The sequence below is a fragment of the Streptomyces sp. NPDC018029 genome (genome assembly GCF_044327655.1).
Taxonomy (GTDB): domain Bacteria; phylum Actinomycetota; class Actinomycetes; order Streptomycetales; family Streptomycetaceae; genus Streptomyces.
The window spans coordinates 466903-485576 of record NZ_JBIRFV010000004.1 but is presented as its reverse complement, the minus strand read 5'-3'; the positions used below and the strand labels follow the sequence as shown (position 1 = coordinate 485576).

Annotated in this window: 23 protein-coding genes; 11 read left to right on the top strand and 12 right to left on the bottom strand. The window is 71.4% G+C overall.

The genetic code is table 11. The annotated features are described in order from the left end of the window. Positions 1 to 162 precede the first annotated feature (162 nt). The 3 genes from ACH4D5_RS15135 to ACH4D5_RS15125 form a co-directional block, all read right to left on the bottom strand. Positions 163 to 1077: a chaplin gene (locus ACH4D5_RS15135; RefSeq protein ID WP_398302234.1), complete on the bottom strand. Its 915-nt coding sequence runs from the start codon at positions 1075 to 1077 to the stop codon at positions 163 to 165. A 121-nt stretch (positions 1078 to 1198) separates the two neighbouring features. Continuing rightward, positions 1199 to 1390: a chaplin gene (locus ACH4D5_RS15130; RefSeq protein WP_398302628.1), complete on the bottom strand. Its 192-nt coding sequence runs from the start codon at positions 1388 to 1390 to the stop codon at positions 1199 to 1201. 309 nt (positions 1391 to 1699) lie between these two features. Beyond that, complete coding sequence (locus tag ACH4D5_RS15125) at positions 1700 to 2098, bottom strand: rodlin (RefSeq protein ID WP_398302232.1); 399 nt, start codon at positions 2096 to 2098, stop codon at positions 1700 to 1702. Between the two features lie 239 nt (positions 2099 to 2337). Between ACH4D5_RS15125 and ACH4D5_RS15120 the strand changes: the two genes are divergently transcribed. The 4 genes from ACH4D5_RS15120 (at position 2338) to ACH4D5_RS15105 (ending at position 4615) form a co-directional block, all read left to right on the top strand. Further along, positions 2338 to 2748, top strand: coding sequence for a rodlin (locus tag ACH4D5_RS15120; RefSeq protein WP_398302231.1), 411 nt, complete (start codon positions 2338 to 2340; stop codon positions 2746 to 2748). 463 nt (positions 2749 to 3211) lie between these two features. Further along, the gene (locus tag ACH4D5_RS15115; protein ID WP_398302229.1) at positions 3212 to 3619 is read left to right on the top strand and encodes a rodlin; all 408 of its coding nucleotides are present in this window, start codon (positions 3212 to 3214) and stop codon (positions 3617 to 3619) included. A gap of 197 nt (positions 3620 to 3816) precedes the next feature. Next, positions 3817 to 4053, top strand: a complete 237-nt coding sequence (locus tag ACH4D5_RS15110; RefSeq protein ID WP_398302227.1) for a hypothetical protein — start codon at positions 3817 to 3819, stop codon at positions 4051 to 4053. Positions 4054 to 4216: 163 nt separating this feature from the next. Further along, positions 4217 to 4615, top strand: coding sequence for an ATP-binding protein (locus ACH4D5_RS15105; protein ID WP_398302225.1), 399 nt, complete (start codon positions 4217 to 4219; stop codon positions 4613 to 4615). A gap of 26 nt (positions 4616 to 4641) precedes the next feature. Here ACH4D5_RS15105 and ACH4D5_RS15100 read toward each other — a convergent pair whose 3' ends face one another. Genes ACH4D5_RS15100 through ACH4D5_RS15090 form a run of 3 tightly spaced genes read right to left on the bottom strand, consistent with a single transcriptional unit; the run spans position 4642 to position 6172 of the window. Then, positions 4642 to 4968: a hypothetical protein gene (locus ACH4D5_RS15100; protein WP_398302223.1), complete on the bottom strand. Its 327-nt coding sequence runs from the start codon at positions 4966 to 4968 to the stop codon at positions 4642 to 4644. Next, positions 4965 to 5594, bottom strand: coding sequence for a hypothetical protein (locus ACH4D5_RS15095; RefSeq protein ID WP_398302221.1), 630 nt, complete (start codon positions 5592 to 5594; stop codon positions 4965 to 4967). The genes ACH4D5_RS15100 and ACH4D5_RS15095 overlap by 4 nt, the downstream gene beginning before the upstream one ends. Then, a complete protein-coding gene (locus tag ACH4D5_RS15090; protein WP_398302219.1) occupies positions 5585 to 6172 on the bottom strand; it encodes an RNA polymerase sigma factor in 588 nt (195 codons plus the stop codon). The genes ACH4D5_RS15095 and ACH4D5_RS15090 overlap by 10 nt, the downstream gene beginning before the upstream one ends. A 189-nt stretch (positions 6173 to 6361) precedes the next feature. On the opposite strand from ACH4D5_RS15090, the gene ACH4D5_RS15085 reads away from it, so the two are divergent. The 4 genes from ACH4D5_RS15085 to ACH4D5_RS15070 are packed head-to-tail and all read left to right on the top strand — an operon-like array spanning position 6362 to position 8634. Then, the gene (locus tag ACH4D5_RS15085; RefSeq protein ID WP_398302217.1) at positions 6362 to 6883 is read left to right on the top strand and encodes an Asp23/Gls24 family envelope stress response protein; all 522 of its coding nucleotides are present in this window, start codon (positions 6362 to 6364) and stop codon (positions 6881 to 6883) included. A 7-nt stretch (positions 6884 to 6890) separates the two neighbouring features. Beyond that, positions 6891 to 7076, top strand: a complete 186-nt coding sequence (locus ACH4D5_RS15080; RefSeq protein ID WP_398302215.1) for a hypothetical protein — start codon at positions 6891 to 6893, stop codon at positions 7074 to 7076. Then, positions 7073 to 8053 (top strand): DUF6286 domain-containing Asp23/Gls24 family envelope stress response protein, encoded by a 981-nt coding sequence (locus ACH4D5_RS15075; protein ID WP_398302213.1) that lies wholly within the window; start codon positions 7073 to 7075, stop codon positions 8051 to 8053. Before ACH4D5_RS15080 ends, ACH4D5_RS15075 begins: the two co-directional genes overlap by 4 nt. After that, positions 8050 to 8634 (top strand): hypothetical protein, encoded by a 585-nt coding sequence (locus tag ACH4D5_RS15070; protein ID WP_398302211.1) that lies wholly within the window; start codon positions 8050 to 8052, stop codon positions 8632 to 8634. The genes ACH4D5_RS15075 and ACH4D5_RS15070 overlap by 4 nt, the downstream gene beginning before the upstream one ends. A gap of 12 nt (positions 8635 to 8646) precedes the next feature. On the opposite strand, the gene ACH4D5_RS15065 is transcribed toward ACH4D5_RS15070, so the two are convergent. Then, the gene (locus ACH4D5_RS15065; protein ID WP_398302626.1) at positions 8647 to 9447 is read right to left on the bottom strand and encodes an RNA polymerase sigma factor SigF; all 801 of its coding nucleotides are present in this window, start codon (positions 9445 to 9447) and stop codon (positions 8647 to 8649) included. Between the two features lie 270 nt (positions 9448 to 9717). Between ACH4D5_RS15065 and ACH4D5_RS15060 the strand changes: the two genes are divergently transcribed. Further along, complete coding sequence (locus ACH4D5_RS15060; RefSeq protein WP_398302209.1) at positions 9718 to 10251, top strand: hypothetical protein; 534 nt, start codon at positions 9718 to 9720, stop codon at positions 10249 to 10251. Between the two features lie 3 nt (positions 10252 to 10254). On the opposite strand, the gene ACH4D5_RS15055 is transcribed toward ACH4D5_RS15060, so the two are convergent. After that, a complete protein-coding gene (locus tag ACH4D5_RS15055; protein WP_398302207.1) occupies positions 10255 to 11088 on the bottom strand; it encodes a class I SAM-dependent methyltransferase in 834 nt (277 codons plus the stop codon). Between the two features lie 63 nt (positions 11089 to 11151). Here ACH4D5_RS15055 and ACH4D5_RS15050 point away from each other — a divergent pair, with 63 nt between their 5' ends. Then, complete coding sequence (locus ACH4D5_RS15050) at positions 11152 to 13008, top strand: prolyl oligopeptidase family serine peptidase (protein ID WP_398302205.1); 1857 nt, start codon at positions 11152 to 11154, stop codon at positions 13006 to 13008. A 94-nt stretch (positions 13009 to 13102) separates the two neighbouring features. Next, positions 13103 to 13963 (top strand): SURF1 family protein, encoded by an 861-nt coding sequence (locus tag ACH4D5_RS15045; protein ID WP_398302204.1) that lies wholly within the window; start codon positions 13103 to 13105, stop codon positions 13961 to 13963. Here ACH4D5_RS15045 and ACH4D5_RS15040 read toward each other — a convergent pair. The 4 genes from ACH4D5_RS15040 to ACH4D5_RS15025 all read right to left on the bottom strand — a co-directional run bounded on the left by ACH4D5_RS15040 (position 13960) and on the right by ACH4D5_RS15025 (position 18598). After that, positions 13960 to 15195, bottom strand: coding sequence for a hypothetical protein (locus tag ACH4D5_RS15040; protein ID WP_398302202.1), 1236 nt, complete (start codon positions 15193 to 15195; stop codon positions 13960 to 13962). The two genes, ACH4D5_RS15045 and ACH4D5_RS15040, sit on opposite strands and share 4 nt — an antisense overlap. 56 nt (positions 15196 to 15251) lie before the next feature. Further along, positions 15252 to 15920 (bottom strand): SigE family RNA polymerase sigma factor, encoded by a 669-nt coding sequence (locus ACH4D5_RS15035; protein WP_398302200.1) that lies wholly within the window; start codon positions 15918 to 15920, stop codon positions 15252 to 15254. Between the two features lie 351 nt (positions 15921 to 16271). Then, entirely contained in the window at positions 16272 to 17330 is a 1059-nt protein-coding gene (locus tag ACH4D5_RS15030) for an aspartate-semialdehyde dehydrogenase (RefSeq protein WP_398302198.1), read from the bottom strand. After that, the gene (locus tag ACH4D5_RS15025) at positions 17327 to 18598 is read right to left on the bottom strand and encodes an aspartate kinase (protein ID WP_362987897.1); all 1272 of its coding nucleotides are present in this window, start codon (positions 18596 to 18598) and stop codon (positions 17327 to 17329) included. Before ACH4D5_RS15025 ends, ACH4D5_RS15030 begins: the two co-directional genes overlap by 4 nt. Positions 18599 to 18674 lie beyond the last annotated feature (76 nt).

The following is an 18674-nucleotide window of genomic DNA, read 5'->3' as shown; positions in this document are numbered from 1 at the left end:
GCTTCACTGGGACAGGCCGGGTCGCTTCCCGCCAGCCGTCGGCTCCCATGCCGTGGGTGAGCGACGCCCCCCGATGGGCAGGTCAGGTCTCTACCTCCCTGAACGCCGGCAGGGAAGCGATTCCGTCTCCGCTTCCCTGCCGGCGTACTGCCATGTCCGGACTCAGCGCCGGGACGATGCGCGCCCCCTCCGGTACAGGATCGCCCCGCCGAGCAGCAGCCCCGCGCTCGCGCCCGCCGCACCAAGCAGCGCGGCGTCCGTTCCCGTGGCGGCCAGCAGGTCGTGGGGTGTCTCCATGGCGACCGGGCGCCGGGCGTGCCTGCCCTGCGGCACGTGGTGCGGATCGGTGGCCGACGACACCTCGGGGGAACGCGGATCCGCGGGGCCGCCGGGGCGCGCGGGGTCCTCGGGGGTAGCCGCCCGGGGCCGCGGGACAGGGGTGCCCGGTGGGGTGACAGGCGGCTTTCCTGCGGCCGGGGGCTCGGCGGGGTGCGGGTCCCGGTGGGAGTGGTGGCCGGCGCCGCAGCGGTTGCCGGTGACGGGCGAGAGGGCGGCGACGATGCCCACGGTGTTGCCGCAGGCCTTCACCGGCGCGTCGACCGGGGCCTTCGCGTTGTTGCCCGCGCCCACGCCGGGCGACCGGGTGGTGTCGCCCTGGGCCGCGGAGCCGGAGGCCGAGCGGGCCGGGGTGTCCGAACGGCTGGAACGGGAGGGCGTGGCAGGGCTGTTGGCGCTTTCGGAGTTGCCGCGCGGCGCCGCCTTCGGAGCGCTCTCCGCCGAGCGTGGGGGCGCGGAGCGGGGCGCGGAGTGGGAGCCGGAGTGGGAGGACTGAGAGGAGTGAGAGGAGTGAGAGGAGTGGGAGGAGGAGCCGCAGGTGTTGCCGAAGGCCGGGTTGCCTGCCGCGGCGGCGTTCGCCGAGTTGCCGCACACGTTCACCGGCACTTCCACGGGGGCCTGCACGTTGTTGCCCGACAAGAAGCCGGGCGAGTCCAGCGCCTGCCCGTTCGCTCCGGAAGCGGCGAACGCGTGGGTGCCGGACAGGGACAGGATGCTCGTGGCGGCCGCGGCGGAGAGCATTCCTTTGCTGAGGGCCTGTCGCAATCTAGTGGTCTTTCTCTGAACGATGGGAAGCCGGCCCTGGCGCCGGGAGGGCCGCCAGGGCCGGCTGGGACACAGCAGGAACAGCTGAGCCGTTACGTCAGTCGTTGACGCAGGTGTTGCCGAACGCCGGGTTCAGGAGACCGACGACGTTGATGCTGTTGCCGCACACGTTGACCGGCACGTGGACGGGAACCTGGATGACGTTGCCGGAGATGACACCCGGGGAATTGGAGGCCGCACCCGAGGCACCGGCGTCGGCGAAGGCCGGGGCACCCATGCCCAGCGCCATGACCGCACCAGCGATGATCGTTGCGCTCTTCTTGAGCTTCACAGCTTTTCCCTTCTTTCGGGCCACGCCTAAACGGCGGCCGGAGCCGGGCGGGCAATCCCTGTTCCCGCACCGCGACCTGAGCCCTGCTTAACGAGCGGCCGGATCCCAAGAAACCGCCGGGTTGACACACTTCGGAAGTTCACTCGAATGCGGCTCGCCAGGGAACCGGCCGCGACGATAAGGGAGTTGTCCCGTGACATGAGAAAGCCCGGGCCACCCGAGGAGGAAAAGGGCGGGTGGCCCGAGCAGTCTCTACAGCGCGGCAGTTCAGCCGTTGTGCTCGCCGTTGGCGGACAGCACCGGGATGTCGCTGAGGATGTGCGACAGCGGCTCGTCGCCCTTCGCCTGCGTCGAGTTCTCGGTGCACTGCTGGGTCTGCGGCGCGGAGAGGATCGGGATGTCCTGGATGCCGACGTTGACGAGGGCAACGATGTTCTGGATGTTGGCCTTGACCGGGAGGCCGATGCAAGGCTTGTTCAGCGTGCCCTGGACCAGGGAGAGCTGCGGGCTCATGTCGCCCTTGGTGGCGGAGTTACCGAACGACTGCTGGGCACCGTTGCCGCTCATCGACTGGGTGCCGGTGTCGTCGCCGACGGCCATCGCGGGGGAAGCGATACCGGCTACGGCCACCGCAGCCGCTGCCATTGCCATTGCCTTCTTAAGCATTTGTGGTTCCTTTTCTGGGGCAGACGCTCACGTTACTGCGGCCTGCTCAACTCCCCACTCCACGTTTAGTTCCGCGCATTCACTCCATCGGATCGTCGGCGATCGGCACGACGACGGAATCACTCATACCCGCGGGTGGCCGCTTATTGGGCCATCGGAGTGAATTTCAGCAACCCCTCCCGTTCCGGGCAGTTGCTCAGGGTGCTCCGAGGACGGGGCTAACTCAGAGAGGAACACCTGTGATCAAGAAGGTTATGACCGCAGCTGCGGTCACGGCTTCCGTCGTCGGCATGTCGGCGTCCGCCGCACCCACGGCCCTCGCCATCGGCAACGACGGCGGCACCGAGACGATGAGCGGCAACAACGCCATGCAGTCGTTCGGCAACTCGGCGACGCACGGCAACATGAGCCCGCAGATGGCGCTCATCCAGGGCTCGTTCAACAAGCCCTGCATCGCCCTGCCCGCCAAGGCCAACATTCAGAACATCGTCGGCCTGGTCAACATCGGCATCCAGGACATCCCGATCCTCTCCGCGCCGCAGACCCAGCAGTGCACCGAGAACTCGACGCAGGCGAAGGGCGACGAGCCGCTCTCGCACATCCTGGAGGACCTGCCGATCCTGTCCGGCAACGGCACCGCCAACCGCTGACACCGAACGCCTCCCGGCGGGCCGCCATCTTTCTCCTCGGCGGCCCGCCGCATTCGTTCACTGCCGGGGCCAGGGGTCGCGCTCGACCAGTCTTCGCCACTCGGGGTCGGGCCGTCCCGGGACGGTTTTCCCCTGCGCGTACCAACTCCTGAGCAAGGAATCGTAGATGGGGTCGGTGCGGCACTCCGGGGACTGCCTGCTCGTCGGAATGACACCTAGCCGCTGCCATGGTCCTGTGCGGTCAGCCATATTTCCTCGTCAAGAGTGGGGCGTCTCCGTCTTCGTTTCCGTCGTTCCTGTCGTTCCTTTCGAAGTGCGCGACGAAACGGTGCCGTTGAGACGAAAGCTGACGTTCAGCACATTTATCCATCGAATGGCCGAATCGCCGCAACTCCCGCTCTGTCGCTCAGTTGATCACCACGCGGCTCCGGAGTGGAGCCTCACTCGAAGGGAACTCCTCACCATGAAGAAGCTGCTCGCAACGACCGCCATGACCCTGACCGCAGCCGGCATGGCCGTCACCGCGGCTCCGCAGGCCATGGCCATCGGCGATGACACGGGCACCCAGTCCGTCAGCGGCAACGGCGCCGGGCAGGCGTTCGGCAACTCCGGGACCAAGGGCGACATGAGCCCGCAGATGACCCTGGTCCAGGGCTCGCTGAACAAGCTCTGTGTCGGCCTCCCGGTCAAGGCCAACATCCAGAACATCGTCGCCCTCGTCAACGTCGGCGTTCAGGACATCCCGATCCTCTCGGCGCCGCAGATGCAGCAGTGTGTCGAGAACTCGACGCAGGCCAAGGGTGACGAGCCGCTGTCGCACATCCTGGAGGACATCCCGCTGCTCTCGGGCAACGGCACCGCCAACCACTGATCCAGGGACTCCGCTCCCCCCGGGGGCGCTGCCGGGGAAGGCCCGCACATCGCTGACGGCGCCTTCCCCCCGCCCCCGGACGGCGTCACTCCGCCAGCGGCGCTCGGCGAGCAGGCCCCCGTACGACCCTTCAGCGTGGTGAGCGTCCGTGCACGCCGCACCGGCGCGTGCACACGCATTCACCGAAGGGTCTGAGTATGAAGCGCATATCCCGCGCCCTGTCCGTCGCCGCCGTCACCGCCGCGCTGGCCGTCCCGGCCGGCGTCGCGCTCGCGGCTCCCGCCTCCGCCGCCGTCCCGGCCGCGCAGCAGGCCGACGGCCGGGACGGGGACGACTGGCACCACGGTCACCACGGGCACGGGCACGGCCACGGCCACGGGCACGGGCACCACCACCACTGGCACGCCGGACTGGGCCTGGACTTCCTGTTCTGACCCCCCGGACACCATGCCCGGTGGCCGCACACGGACCCCCGCGTGCGGCCACCGGGCATTTCGGTGCCGACCGGGCGAACCACCCGAACACCGTGTGTGGGGCCGGACTCACGGGGCAGCCGAAGAGGAACAGTCCCCACAACATCGGTGGGAGTGATGCGCTGTGACAACCGACAGCACTCAGGAAGCCCGCATCCTCACCCGCCCCCGCAGCCCGGCAGCCGCCCGGGAGGCCGTGCGCGCAGCGTTGCGCCAGGGGCATCGGCACATCGGCGAGATGGCGGTCGCGGACGCGGTTCTGGTCACATCGGAACTGGTCACCAACGCGCTCAGGCACGGCGGCGGTCTGCGCGGATTCCAGTGCCGCGTAAGGTCCGACTCCGTCGAGATCGTCGTCGAGGACGGCAGCGACGCGGTCCCGGCCACCCGCCCCCGCACGGCCCTCCTCGTGAGCGGCGGACACGGCTGGCCCACGGTGTGCCGCCTGTCCGACGACGTCAGCGTGACGCACCTCCCCGGCGGCGGGAAGCGCATCGTCGCGCGGGTCCCGCTGACCCCGTGAACCCGCGGGTGGTCACGGGAGTCCTCTCATACGCGTCCGGTCACCGTCACCGTGACCCGTGGGGGTTCCGGCTCACCGGTCATCCGCAGCAGCGCCCCGGTCACGGCGGCGCGCACTTCCCGAGTGACGTCCACAGAGCGGTACCCGCGGCGCAGGACGACGTGGATCTCGGCGTGCCAGGCCGCGGCGCCCTTGTCCCGGGTGACGCGGACCGCCGAAGAGCGCCTGGTCAGCGGGGTGGTGACGCGCAGGAGTTCGGCGATGCCGGGGCGCAGGAAGGCGACGCCGGCCGTGCCGAGCACCGCTTCCTGGACGGCCTCGGCCAGCTCACCGGCAGTACGTCGGTCCGTCACGGGTGCCGCCTCTCCGCGCTGTCGTCGTCAGCGCCTTCAGCGTCGTCGATGATGTCGGCGACCGTCACGTCGACGGTCGCGACCCGCATGCCGAGCTCGGCGTCCACCGCCTGAAGGACCCGTCGGCGGACCAGCTCGGCGACCTCCGGGAGATGCCAGGTGAGGGTCACCGCGACCTCCGTGCGGATCCGCACGGGCCCGCGCGGATGCCGGCCCGCCGCGTCGGCGCGGCCCTCCTCCGGGAGCGCCTCGATGCGGCAGCTGCCCGCCCGTACGCCCGGCAGGGACTCGGCGGCGGCCCGGACGGTCCTTGCGGCCGCGGCCTCCACGATCCACGCGTCCTCGTCCTCCTCGCCCAGCGGCAGCGTGCGGCCGGGGCGCAGTTCGAGGCGCACCACGTCCATGACGCGCCCCACCAGCGCGGAGGTGTCGGGCTCGGGCTCCCGCGGGTCCGCGTCGCGGGCCGCGGCGACGACGTCCTCCAGGTGCCGCAGCGTGTTCCGCGCGTCGGCGCAGTGCGGGCAGGCGGCGGCGTGCGGGTCGGCCTCGCCGTTCTCCGCGCGCTCCCACACGCTCCACACGTCTCGGCCGCAGGGCAGCAGTTCGTTCTCCTCGTTCAACGCCATGCGGCCATCGCCTCCGTGAGATAGCGCCGAGCCCGGAAGACGCGGCCCCGTACCGCCTCCGGACTGATGCCGACCGTCTCGGCGATGGTTTCGTAGGCGAGGCCGTTGAGCTCGCGCAGCACCCAGCACACGCGCTGTTCCGGAGAGAGCCCCTCCATCGCCCGGCCGAGCTCCGCCACGGCGGCGTGCGCCTCGGCGACCCGCGCCGGGGAGGCCTCGTGCTCGGGTGCCTGCGGCTCGGGCACGTCGCCCAGGTCGACGGCGGGGCGGCGGGCGCGCAGGACGTTCAGGCACCGGTTCGTGACGATGCGGTGCATCCACGTGCCGAACTGCGCGTCCCTGCGGAACTCCGGCACCTTGCGCCAGGCGCTCACAAAGGAATCCTGCACCGCGTCCTCGGCCTCCGTGCGGCTGCCGAGCAGCCGTGTCGCGAGCCGCAGCAGGCCCGGCGCGTGGCGGCGCACCAGTACCTCGAAGGCCTCTTCGTCGCCCTCCGCGGCCCGTACCGCCAGCAATCCGTCGTCGGACCGCGGGGAGTCGTCCGCTTCGGCCGGCGCTCTGTCCGGGTCGCCCGGCACACGCGGCTCCTCTCACTCAGGTCGTACTCCTACGACACTCGGCGAGCGCCCGCGTTACGCGACGCGGGTGCGGGGGCCGCCGGGAGAAGAAATTCCACCGGGACGCGTAACGAATCCTCTGCCCCGGTGTCAGACATGCGCCGGGCCGGGCACTCGGTCCGCAGTCACTGACGACGAGGAGATGGCTCCATGGCGACTCAGGAGATCACTTCGAAGACCGCCGCCTCCGGTGGCGGCGAGCAGGGCCTCACCGGCGCCCCGCACCAGGCGGTGCCGGGCAGCACCACCGTGGCGGGCAGGACGGGGGCCACCGAGCCGGCCGCGACCCGCGGGAAGACCTCCATCGCCGACGTGGTGGTGGTGAAGATCGCGGGTACGGCCGCGCGTGAGATCCCCGGTGTGTACGACATGGGCGGCGGGCTCTCCCGCACCATCGGCGCCGTCCGCGACCGCGTCCCCGGCGGCCGGCCCAACGTCGGGCGCGGGGTGAAGGTCGAGGTGGGCGAGCGGCAGACGGCGATCGACCTGGACATCGTCGTCGAGTACGGCGTGCCCATCACCGACGTCGCGCACGACGTGCGCGAGAACGTCATCGCGGCCGTGGAGCGCATCACCGGTCTCGAGGTCGTCGAGGTCAACGTCGCGGTCAACGACGTACGACTGCCCGACGACGACGGTTCGGACTCCGCCGGCGAGACGCGCGTGGAGTAGGTGAGTGGTGAGCGCAGCTCTGGTAGGCCTGATCGCCGGGATGGCGCTGGGGTTCGCCGGGTGGTTCGGCGGCTTCGGTGCCTTCCTCCTGGTCGCCGCGCTCGGCGCGGTGGGCTTCGTCGCGGGGCGTCTCGTCGACGACGGCACGGACATACGGGGTTTCCTCAGCGGCCGTGACCGGGGGCGGCGATGAGCACTCCGGCGGCGGACCGCGGGTCGACGACCGTCGCGGACCGGGCGGTGCGCCGCATCGCAGGGCAGGCCGCCACGGAGGCGCTCGCGCCCGGCGAGGTGCGGACGACCCGGAGCACGGCGTCCGTACGCGGCCGTCGGGCCCGGGTCGACGTCACCGTGACGCTGCCCTATCCCGCGGTGCTCGACGACGCGGGCGAACGCGTCAGGGCCCATGTCGCCGACCGCACGGCGCGGCTCACCGGGCTTGCCGTGCCCGCGGCGCGGGTGCGGGTCCGGGAGCTGTCTCTACGGGAGGAGGGCGGGGTCGGCGCTCCGGTGGAGGAGAGCGCTTCGGTGGAGGCGCGTGTCGGGGGTCGGGCCCGGCGGCCGTGGTCCTCGCGGCGGGTGCCCGTCGCCGTGTCGGCGTGCGCCGCCGCCGTGGTGTGCGGCGTCTTCCTGTACGACGTGGTGGCCGTCCGCACGGCCGACCGTCGGCCCGCCCGGTGGCGGGCCGACCTGATGGAGTGGCTCACCACGCACGGGCCTGACAGCGGCGTCTGGCCGGGTGCGGCGGTGGCGTTCGCCGTGTTCTGCCTCGGTGTGTGGCTGCTGGTCCTCGCCGTCACGCCGGGCCGTCGCGGGCGGCTCCCCATGCGGCCGCCGCTGCCGGGCGTCCACGCGGTCCTCGACCGGCGTGCGATGGCGTCGCTGGTGCGGGACGCCGTGTCGGACTGTCCCGGCATCACCCGGGTGCGGGTCGATGTCGGCCGCCGTAGGGCACGCGTGCGTGCCGGGCTCGCCTTCGGCCGGGAGGAGGACGCGCGCCGGGTGGTGACGGAGGCGGCGGTGCGGGCCCTGACGTCCTGTGGGGTGGCCCGGCCGCCGCGGCTCCGCGTCCGGCTGCGCCCCGAGCCCGCCTGGCGCGCTCCCGCGCCGGGGCCGGTGGCGGTACCCGCGGCGGACGGTGACTCGACTCCGGAGAGCGGTGTCCGATGAGCCGACTCCGCAGCGGCGCGAACCGCACGGCGCTGCTCTGTGCGGCCGTGGCGCTCCTCGGCGCCGGAGCCGCCCTTGCGTCCGCGACCGACGGCGTCCGCGAGCGGCTGCCGGCGGGCTGGCCGCGGCTGGGCGCCGACCGGGTGTGGCTCGACGGGCGGGACCTCGGCAGGTGGCGCGATCAGGGCTGGTGGACGCCGCTGGTGATCGCCGCTCTCTCCGTCGGCGTACTCCTGTTCCTGGGGTGGGCCGTGGCGCAGCTGCGCAGCGGGCGCGTGCGTGAACTGCCCCTGGGGCAGCCCGATGTGACGCTCTCCGGGGCCGCGCTGGCGGCCGCGATGGCCGAGCGGGCACGCGCCATCGAGGGCGTGGCCGACGCGCGCGTACGCCTACGGGGGAACTCACGGCGGCTGCGGGCCCGCATCACCGTGGTCCTGCTGCCGGACAGCTCTCCGGAGACGGTCCTCCAGATGCTCGCCCGGCACACGGTGGCGGAGGCGCGGGCGGCGACGGCACCCCGCACGCTGACCGCCGACGTACGCCTGAGGGTGCAGTCGCACAAGTCCCGTCGCCTGCGCTGAGGGACCGTCGGCTCAGCTTTCGGTGAGCAGTCCGGAGCGCAGCTTCGCGAGGGTGCGGGTCAGCAGTCGCGAGACGTGCATCTGGGAGACCCCGAGCACCTCTCCGATCTGTCCCTGCGTCATCTCCTGGCCGAAGCGCATCTCGATGATGTGCCGCTCGCGCTCGTCCAGTTGCTCGACGAGGGGCGCCAGGGCGTGCAGGTCCTCGAAGAGGTCGAGCGCGGGGTCCTCCTCGCCGAGGACGTCTGCGTAGTCACGGCCCTTCGAGCCGTCGTCCTGGCTGAGGGGGACGTCGATGGACCCCGCGGTGTAGCCGTTGGAGGCGACGAGGCCGTCGTTGACCTCGCTCTCGGTGAGGCCGAGGTGGTCGGCCAGTTCCCGGACGGTGGGCTCGCGGTCCAGCTCGGCGCCGAGCGCCTCCTTGGCCTTCACGAGGTCGACGCGGAGCTCCTGGAGGCGGCGCGGCACGTGGACCGCCCAGGTGGTGTCGCGGAAGAACCGCTTGATCTCACCGGTGATGTACGGCAGCGCGAAGGTGCTGAACGCGACCTCACGGGACAGCTCGAAGCGGTCGATGGCCTTGATCAGGCCGATGGTGCCGACCTGCACGATGTCGTCGATGTCGGTGCTGCCGCCGCGGAAGCGGGAGGCGGCGAACTGCACCAGCGACAGGTTCATCTCGATCAGGGTGTTGCGTGCGTACTGGTACTCGTGCGTGCCCTCTTCGAGGTGCTGGAGCCGGTCGAAGAAGATCTTCGAAAGGGCCCGCGCGTCCTTGGGCGCGACACTCCCCGCGTCCTCGACCCACGGCAGTTCGCTGCTGGGCGTCTCTTCCCAGGGAGCCGCGGCGCGCGCTTCCTCGAGCGTGGGTGCTGCGGACAACTGTGTGGGGGTCCTCACTGGTTCACCTTCGCTCGTGGGGGGCGGCGGGGGCACGTCACCAGACCACCTGCCCAGTGATCTGCCGGTTAAGCATGTTGATCCTGCCCGTCGCCCCGTTCCCCTCGCCCGTCCGTGCTGACACGATGCGGAGTCCAGGGTGTAGGGGGAGTTGCCCTCAGCGGGCCGGGGCGGGAGGCGTACATGCCAGAGGTGTTCTTGCGGCGACTGAGCCGTTGGCAGGCGGAGATGCAGCGTGAGGCCTTGGCCGACCTCTACGTGGAGTCCTGTCGCGGCATGGCCGGCGCCGAGTTCGGGGACCGGCGTGAGTTTCTGCACCGCTTCGAGCAGGACGTGCAGCAGACGGACTTCGACATGGTCGTGGCCGACTCGGCGGGCCTGGTCGGCTGTCTCTACGGATACCGCGCCGAGCGCAGCGGCGCGTGGTGGGAGAGGTTCAGCGGCGTCCTGCCCCCGGCGGTCGTGGAACAGACCGCTTCGGGGCGGGTGTTCCTGCTGAGCGAGCTGATGGTCGCGCCCGCCGAGCGCGGCTCGGACCTCGCCTCCCGCCTTCGGACGCTGCTCCTCACCCGGCACACGTCCGATGTCGTCGTCGCCGTCCTGAAGCCGGACGACGACCGGGGGCGTGAGGTGCTGCAGGCGTGGGACTGGACGAAACTGGGCGAGTTCGCGCCCGACCAGGAAGGCTGGCTGCGGCCGCCCTCTCCCCTCCCCTGACGTTCACTCGTCCCGGGCGCGGCTCGCCCGCAGGGAGTACATGAGCGGGATGCGGGGCCGGTCCGCGGGGAACCGGTAGGTGCCGTCGCGGAGTTCCAGCGCGCCGAACCGCGCGAAGAGGGTCTGGTCGCGCTCGCGCAGGAACTCGACGCGCAGTCCCGCGGCGGCGAGCGCCGAGACCACGTCGCCGATCGGGTGCTGCCATTCGACGGTGCGGTTGTGGACGGTGGGGGTGACGGTGTCCGCGTAACCGCCGGGCGTCTCGTCGACCCAGGCGTCGCGTGCGAAGTAGTCGTGCTCGACGCGGGAGCCCGTGGCGTCGTCCAGGACGTCGGTGAGCGGATGGAATTCGTTGAGGTAGAGGAAGCCGCCGGGGGCGACCAGCGAGGCGGCGGTCTCGGCCCAGCGCCGGATGTCGGGGAGCCAGCCGAGCGCGCCCACTCCGGTGTAGACGATGTCGTACGAGGAGTCGGGCACCGCCTCGGCCGCGTCGTACACGTCGGCGGTGACGAAGGTGGCCTGCTCCGGAGTGAGGCCGAGCTCGGCGGCGAGTTCCCGGGCCGCCTCGACGGCGGGCTCGGAGAAGTCGAGGCCGACCACGCGGGACGCTCCGTGGCGCGCCCAGGACAGGGTGTCCAGGCCGATGTGGCACTGGAGGTGCAGCAGGGACTTTCCTCGTACGTCGCCCACTTCCGCGAGTTCGTGGTCGCGCAGGGGGTCCTTGCCGGCGCGGAAGGCGTCGAGGTCGTAGTAGTCGCTGGCGAGGTGGAGGGGAACGCGCTCGTCCCAGCGTTTCCGGTTGGTCTCGCGCCAGTCGGCGGGCGTCGGGGAGTACATGGCCGGAAAGTTATCCACAGGCTGGGGACTCTCGCCAGCGGATTGTCGGCGGGGCCAGGCAGTATGGAGGGCATGAGCGAGACGGGTGCGACGAGTGAGACGGGTACGGGTTCCTCGGGTGCGGGGTCCTCGGGTGCGGATGCCATGCCGGACTGGGAGAAGCGGTTCAGGGCGCCGCGCGTCTCCCTGCCCGACTGGGCGGAGGACGCCCCCGAGCGCTCCCTGTTCGTGTCGAACGCCACGGGGACGTACGAGTTGTACGCCTGGGACAGGGCGACCGGCACCCAGCGCCAGGTGACCGACCGGCCGAACGGCACGACGGACGGCGCGCTGTCGCCCGACGGCGAGTGGATCTGGTGGTTCGACGACAAGGACGGCGACGAGTTCGGCGTCTGGCTGCGCCAGCCCTTCGGCGGCGGCGCCGACGAGCCGGCGGTCCCGGGCTTGGCCGCCTCGTATCCCGCGGGTCTCGCCCTCGGCAGGGACGGCGGGACGGTGGTCGTCGGCCGTTCCACGGACGAGGACGGTTCGACGATCCATGTCGTACGCCCGGGTGACGCCGGCCCGGTCGAGGTGTACCGCCACCGGGAGTCGGCAGGCGTCGGCGACCTGTCGTACGACGGCTCGCTGATCGCCGTGGAGCACACGGAGCACGGCGACGCGATGCACTCCGCGCTGCGCGTGATCCGGCCGGACGGTGCGACGGTCGCCGAGCTCGACGACACCAAGGGCGGCACGGTCGAGCTCGGCCTGGAGGTCCTCGGCTTCGCGCCGGTCGACGGTGACACGCGCCTCCTCGTCGGGCACCAGCGGCGCGGGCGCTGGGAGCCGATGGTGTGGGACGTCGCCTCCGGCGAGGAGAACGACCTCGCGCTCGGCCTGCCGGGCGACGTGAGCACCGAGTGGTATCCGGACGGCTCCGCGCTCCTCATCGCGCACGGCTTCGAGGCACGCGGCGAGCTCTTCCGCTACGACTTCGCCTCCGGCGAGCTGGTGCGCATCGAGACGCCCGCGGGCTCCGTGTCGGGCGCGACGGCACGCCCCGACGGCAGCGTGGAGTACATGTGGTCGTCGGCCGCCGAGCCGCCGGTGGTCCGCTCCACGGCGGGCGGCGTGGTCCTTGACCCGCCCGGCATGAAGGCACCGAAGTCCGTCCCGGTGGAGGACGTGTGGGTGGACGGTCCTGGCGGCCGCATCCACGCGCTGGTGCAGCGGCCCGCGGGCTCCTCGGGCCCGCTCCCCACCGTCTTCGAGGTGCACGGCGGCCCCACCTGGCACGACAGCGACTCCTTCGCGGCCGGCCCGGCGGCCTGGGTCGACCACGGGTACGCGGTCGTGCGCGTCAACTACCGCGGCTCCACGGGCTACGGCAGAGAGTGGACGGACGCCCTCAAGCACCGCGTCGGCCTCATCGAGCTGGAGGACATCGCGGCGGTGCGGGAGTGGGCGGTGTCGTCGGGGCTCGCCGACCCCGACCGGCTGGTCCTGTCGGGCGGTTCCTGGGGCGGTTACCTCACCCTCCTCGGCCTCGGCACCCAGCCCGACTCCTGGGCGGTCGGCCTCGCGGCGGTCCCCATCGCGGACTACGTGACGGCGTACCACGACGAGATGGAGGCCCTGAAGGCGATGGACCGCACGCTGCTCGGCGGCACGCCGGAGGAGGTCCCCGAGCGCTTCGCCGCGTCGTCCCCCCTGACGTACGTCGACGACGTCAAGGCCCCCGTCTACATCTCGGCGGGCGTCAACGACCCCCGCTGCCCCATCCGCCAGATCGACAACTACGTGGACCGCCTCGCCGCCCGTGGCGCCACCCACGAGGTGTACCGCTACGACGCGGGCCACGGCTCCCTGGTCGTGGACGAACGCATCAAGCAGGTGGCCCTGGAGCTGGACTTCGCGGGGCGGCACTTGGGGGCCTGACCGGTATGTCCCGCGACTGTGCCGAGTGCGTCCGGGAGTGAGGCGGGTGGACCCCACGGGTCGGCGGGGGGCGGCGGCACCGTACCTTGGGGGTGTGTACCGGTTTCTGCTGACGCCCCGCTGGTGGGGGATCAACATATTCGTCGTGCTGGCCATCCCCTTCTGCATCTTCATGGGGTCCTGGCAGCTCGGCCGCTTCGAGGACCGCGTACAGGATCACGAGTCCGCCAAGGAGCAGGTCGCGGACCAGGCGGCGGATGCCCGCGGTGACGCCGAGGGGCGTCCCCTCGCCTCCCTGCTGCCCGTCGACAAGGAAACGTCCGGCGAGCAGGCCACGGCCACCGGCCGCTACGGCACACAGCTCCTCGTCCCTGACCGGGAGCTCGACGAGAAGCGCGGCTTCTACGTCCTGACCCTGCTCCGCACGGACGAGGGCAAGTCACTGCCCGTGGTCCGCGGCTGGCTCCCCGGCGACGCGAGCGCCGCCAAGGCCCCCGCCGCCCCCAAGGGCGAGGTCACGGTGACCGGGGCGCTGCAGGCGTCGGAGAGCCCGGGATCGAACGGCGTCAGCGCCGCGGGCGGCCTGCCCAAGGGCCAGCTGGGCGCGATCAGCTCGGCGTCACTGGTCAACCTCGTACGCGACGACGTGTACGACGCGTGGATCACCCTCGACAAGGGGGACTCCGGGATGAAGGCGGTCCCGGCGACCGCGCCCAGCAACACGGGCCTCGACCTGAAGGCCTTCCAGAACCTCGGCTACACCGGTGAGTGGTTCGTCTTCGCCGGGTTCGTCGTCTTCATGTGGTTCCGGCTGTTCCGCCGCGAGGCGGAGTTCGCGCGCGACGCCCGGCTGGGCCTGCACGCGGACCCTCAGGCCTCGGAACCCCAGCCCTCCGAACCCCGGACCTCGGAACCCCCGGCCTCGGAACCCCAGACCGCCGGGCCGCAGGCCTAGGAAGCGGGCAGCACCCCGGTCCGGTACACCGTCCCCGCGCACGCGTTCGTGATCGTGGCGGCCGCCGACGGGGCCCCCGTCTCGGCGGTCAGGGAGACCACGACGCTGCCGTCGGCCACGCCGCCGTCCGTGCGGCCCAGCTGGGTCTCCATGCCCTCGGGCGTTCCGCCGCCCGGGGTCCCGCTGCCGCCGCCCTCCGAGGGCGACGGGTTGGGCGTGGGCTCGCCGCCGTCCGAGGGACACTTCTCCGACGGCAGCCAGGCGAACCGCACCTCGTACGCCGCGCCGGGCTGCAGCACGAGCGGGCTGGCCTCCTGGGAGGGGTCGGGCAGACCGAGCGCCGCGTCCCCCGCCGTGTGGTCGACCACGACGATCTTCGTGGGGTCGGCCGCGCCCTGCGCCACCGCGCTGACGGCGCCCGCGGCCTCGACCGTACAACTGCTGTCGGAGACGTTCGAGACGCGGAAGGAGCCGTAGACCGAGCCACTGGCATCCGCGGGGTTCGTGCTGCCCGTGGCGCCGAGCTGGGCCGCGTCGCAGGCCGGCGAGCTGGCGGCCTCGGAGGTGGAAGGGTCGGGCGATCCCGTACCGCCGCCGCCCGTGCCGCCCTTCGCCTTGCCGTCCTTCTTGTCCTTCTTGTCTTTCTTGTCCTTGCTCTTGGACTTGTCGGGCTTCTTCTCGGACCCCTTCGCGTCCCGCTCCGGGTCCTTGCCCTGGGTCGAACCGCCCTGCGCGTCCTGGCTGTTGCCCGCGATCGAGGGGCGGTCGTCCGAGTCGCCCTTGGAGTTGGTGACGTGCACGAGGGCGGGGACCGCGGTGCCGATGAAGAGCGCGGCGGCCGCGATGCCGACGACGGCCTGGCGCTTGCGGGCCCGGCGGGCGGGGACCGCCTGCCGCAGGTGGTCGAGGGCGCGCTCACCCGGCTCGATCTCCTGCACGGCCTGCCGCATCATCCGCCGCAGTGCGAGCTCGTCGGCGCCGAGCGTGTCCTTGGGGCCGGACTCGTCCTCGGAGCCGAGCCCACCGACGGCCCGAAGACCGCCCACCGGGCGGTTCCCGCTCTCCGAGCCGGGCCCATCCGCCGAGCCGCGCCCGCTCTCCGAGCCGGGCCCATCCGCCGAGCCGGGCTCGTCCGTCGAGCCGCGCCCGCCCTCCGAGCCGAGTTCGTCTTCAGCACCGGACCCTTCGGGTCCGCTGTCCGGCCCGGGGCCGTCGTCGGGACCGTGGTTCACGTTTCCGTTCCTGCCATGGTGCTCAAATCCGCCCTGCTCATCACGCTTGCGCTCACTCATGCCGGCGCCTCCATGGCGACCCGCAGGGCCGCGATGCCACGCGAGCCGTACGCCTTCACCGAACCCAGGGATATGCCCAGGGTCTCGGCGACCTGCGCCTCGGTCATGTCGGCGAAGTAGCGCAGCACGAGGACCTCGCGCTGGCGCCGCTGGAGGCCGCGCATCGCCTTGATCAGCTCGTCGCGCTCCAGCTGGTCGTACGCCCCCTCCTCCGCGCTCGCCATGTCGGGCATCGGCTTGGAGAGCAACTTGAGCCCGAGGATGCGCCGGCGCAGCGCGGACCGCGACAGGTTGACCACGGTCTGACGCAGATAGGCGAGCGTCTTCTCCGGGTCACGCACCCGCTTGCGGGCCGAGTGCACCCGGATGAACGCCTCCTGCACCACGTCCTCGCAGGACGCCGTGTCGTCGAGAAGCAGCGCGGCGAGGCCGAGCAGCGACCGGTAGTGGGCGCGATAGGTCTCGGTGAGGTGGTCGACTGTGGTGCCCGCGGTCATGGTCATGGCGTCGTCAGCGCCTTCGCGCTGCGCCGGCATACGGGCGGGCCGCGCCGCGGGCATGGGTGCGATCACCGGCATGCCGCCGGCCGTGCGGGGACGACGAGTAGGACGCAGCGCTGCCGCGCCTCTCGCCTGTACCGCTGTGAAGTCGAGTACCTCTGCCACGCTTGTTGGACACGCTTCCCCCCATCAGGGTTGTACGCATCCGGCATCGCGTTTGCGGCATGTCGCGCGGGCACCGCTTGTGACGATGCATCAAAAGCCCCCATGCGTACCAGCTCTTCCCCTATGCCCCATTTTTTCCCGGCGCTCGGGCCGCCCCTGAGGGCGACCGCTAAAGACGCCCCCCGCCCCGCCGCCGGTTGCAGTGATCAGACGCGAATCTTCGAACGCGGAGATGATCCAGTTCAAGCGTCCACGGTCACTGAGTTGGACACAGAACTTACACAGATCCCACAAAGGGCTCGCCCGTGGGGTGGTATGTACCAATCCGCACGCCCTGGGCGGTCGCTCGACTCAGCCGGCCGTGAACTCCCCGGCCACCAGCTCGGCGATCTGCGCGGTGTTCAGCGCGGCGCCCTTGCGCAGGTTGTCCCCGCAGACGAAGAGCTCCAGCGCGGTGGGGTCGTCCAGGGCGCGCCGCACCCGCCCCACCCAGGTCGGATCGGTCCCGACCACGTCGGCCGGTGTGGGGAACTCCCCGGCGGCCGGATTGTCGAACAGCACGACGCCGGGCGCGGTGGCGAGGATCTCGCGTGCCCGGTCGACGGTGACCTCGTCCTCGAAGCGCGCGTGGACGGTCAGGGAGTGGGTGGTGACCACGGGCACGCGCACGCAGGTGGCGGCGACGCGGAGCCCGGGCAGACCGAGGATCTTCCGCGACTCGTCCCGGACCTTCATCTCCTCGGACGACCAGCCGTCGTCCTTCAGGGAGCCGGCCCACGGCACGACGTTCAGCGCCACGGGCTCCGGGAAGGGGCCGGTGTCGTCTCCCACGGCACGGCGTACGTCACCGGGGCTGGTGCCCAGTTCGCTGCCCGCGACGAGGTTCAGCTGCCGACGCAACGTATCGATGCCGTCGCGTCCCGCCCCGCTGACCGCCTGGTACGAGGAGACGATCAGCTCGCGCAGGCCGAACTCGGCGTGCAGCGCGCCGACGGCGACGATCATCGAGAGCGTCGTGCAGTTCGGGTTGGCGACGATGCCGCGCGGCCGCACGCGCGCGGCGTGCGGGTTGACCTCAGGGACGACCAGCGGAACGTCCGGGTCCATCCGGAAGGCGGCGGAGTTGTCGACCACGACGACGCCCTTGGCTGCGGCGACGGGCGCCCACTGCGCGGACACCTCGTCGGGAACGTCGAACATCGCGACGTCGACCCCGTCGAAGACGTCCTCGGACAGGGCAAGGACCTCGGTCTCCGCCCCGCGCACGGCCAGCTTGCGGCCGGCCGAGCGCGGGGAGGCGACGAGTCTGATCTCGCCCCAGATGTCGGCGTGCTGCGACAGGATCTGGAGCATGACGGTGCCGACGGCCCCGGTCGCTCCGACGACCGCGAGCGTCGGCTTACGGCTCATCGGCCGGTGCCTCCATAGACGACGGCCTCGTCCGTGTCGGAGTCGAGCCCGAAGGCGGTGTGCACGGCACGCACGGCTTCGTTCACGTCGTCGGCGCGGGTGACGACCGAGATGCGGATCTCGGAGGTCGAGATGAGCTCGATGTTCACGCCGGCGTCGCTGAGCGCCTCGAAGAAGGTCGCGGTGACGCCCGGGTTGGTCTTCATCCCGGCGCCGACGAGCGAGATCTTCGCGATCTGGTCGTCGTAGCGGAGGGAGTCGAAGCCGATGGCCGACCGGGTCTTCTCCAGGGCGTCGATGGCCTTGCGGCCCTCGGCCTTGGGAAGGGTGAAGGAGATGTCGGTCAGGCCCGTCGAGGCGGCCGACACGTTCTGCACGACCATGTCGATGTTGACCTCGGCGTCCGCGATGGCGCGGAAGATCGAGGCGGCCTCGCCCGGCTTGTCGGGCACGCCGACGACCGTGATCTTGGCCTCGGAGGTGTCGTGCGCGACACCGGAGATGATGGCCTGCTCCACCTTGCGGTCCCCTTGCGGTTCGTTGCTGACCCACGTGCCCTGAAGCCCGCTGAAGGACGAGCGCACATGGATCGGGATGTTGTAACGACGTGCGTACTCCACACACCGGTGGAGGAGCACCTTGGACCCGGAGCTCGCGAGCTCCAGCATGTCCTCGAACGAGATCCAGTCGATCTTCCGCGCCTTCTTGACCACACGCGGGTCGGCGGTGAAGACGCCGTCCACGTCCGTGTAGATCTCGCACACCTCGGCGTCGAGGGCGGCGGCGAGGGCGACCGCGGTCGTGTCCGACCCGCCGCGCCCGAGGGTCGTGATGTTCTTCCCCTCCTGGCTGACGCCCTGGAACCCGGCGACGATGGCGATGTTGCCCTCGTCGATCGAGGTCCGGATGCGGCCCGGGGTCACATCGATGATCCGCGCTTTGTTGTGGACGGAGTCGGTGATGACGCCGGCCTGGCTGCCCGTGAACGACTGGGCCTCGTGGCCCAGGTTTTTGATCGCCATGGCCAGCAGGGCCATGGAGATCCGCTCACCGGCGGTCAGCAGCATGTCGAATTCGCGTCCGGCAGGGATCGGGGATACCTGTCCGGCGAGATCGATCAACTCATCCGTCGTGTCGCCCATCGCCGACACCACGACAACGACCTGGTGGCCGTTCTTCTTGGCGTCGACAATTCTCTTGGCGACCCGCTTGATGCCCTCGGCATCGGCTACGGAGGAGCCTCCGTACTTCTGCACGACAAGGCCCACGTGCGCTCCTCGCTCAGTCCGTCTGTCACCGCACTACTGCGGTCGGCTCAGTCTAACGAGCGGCCGAAATTAGCCT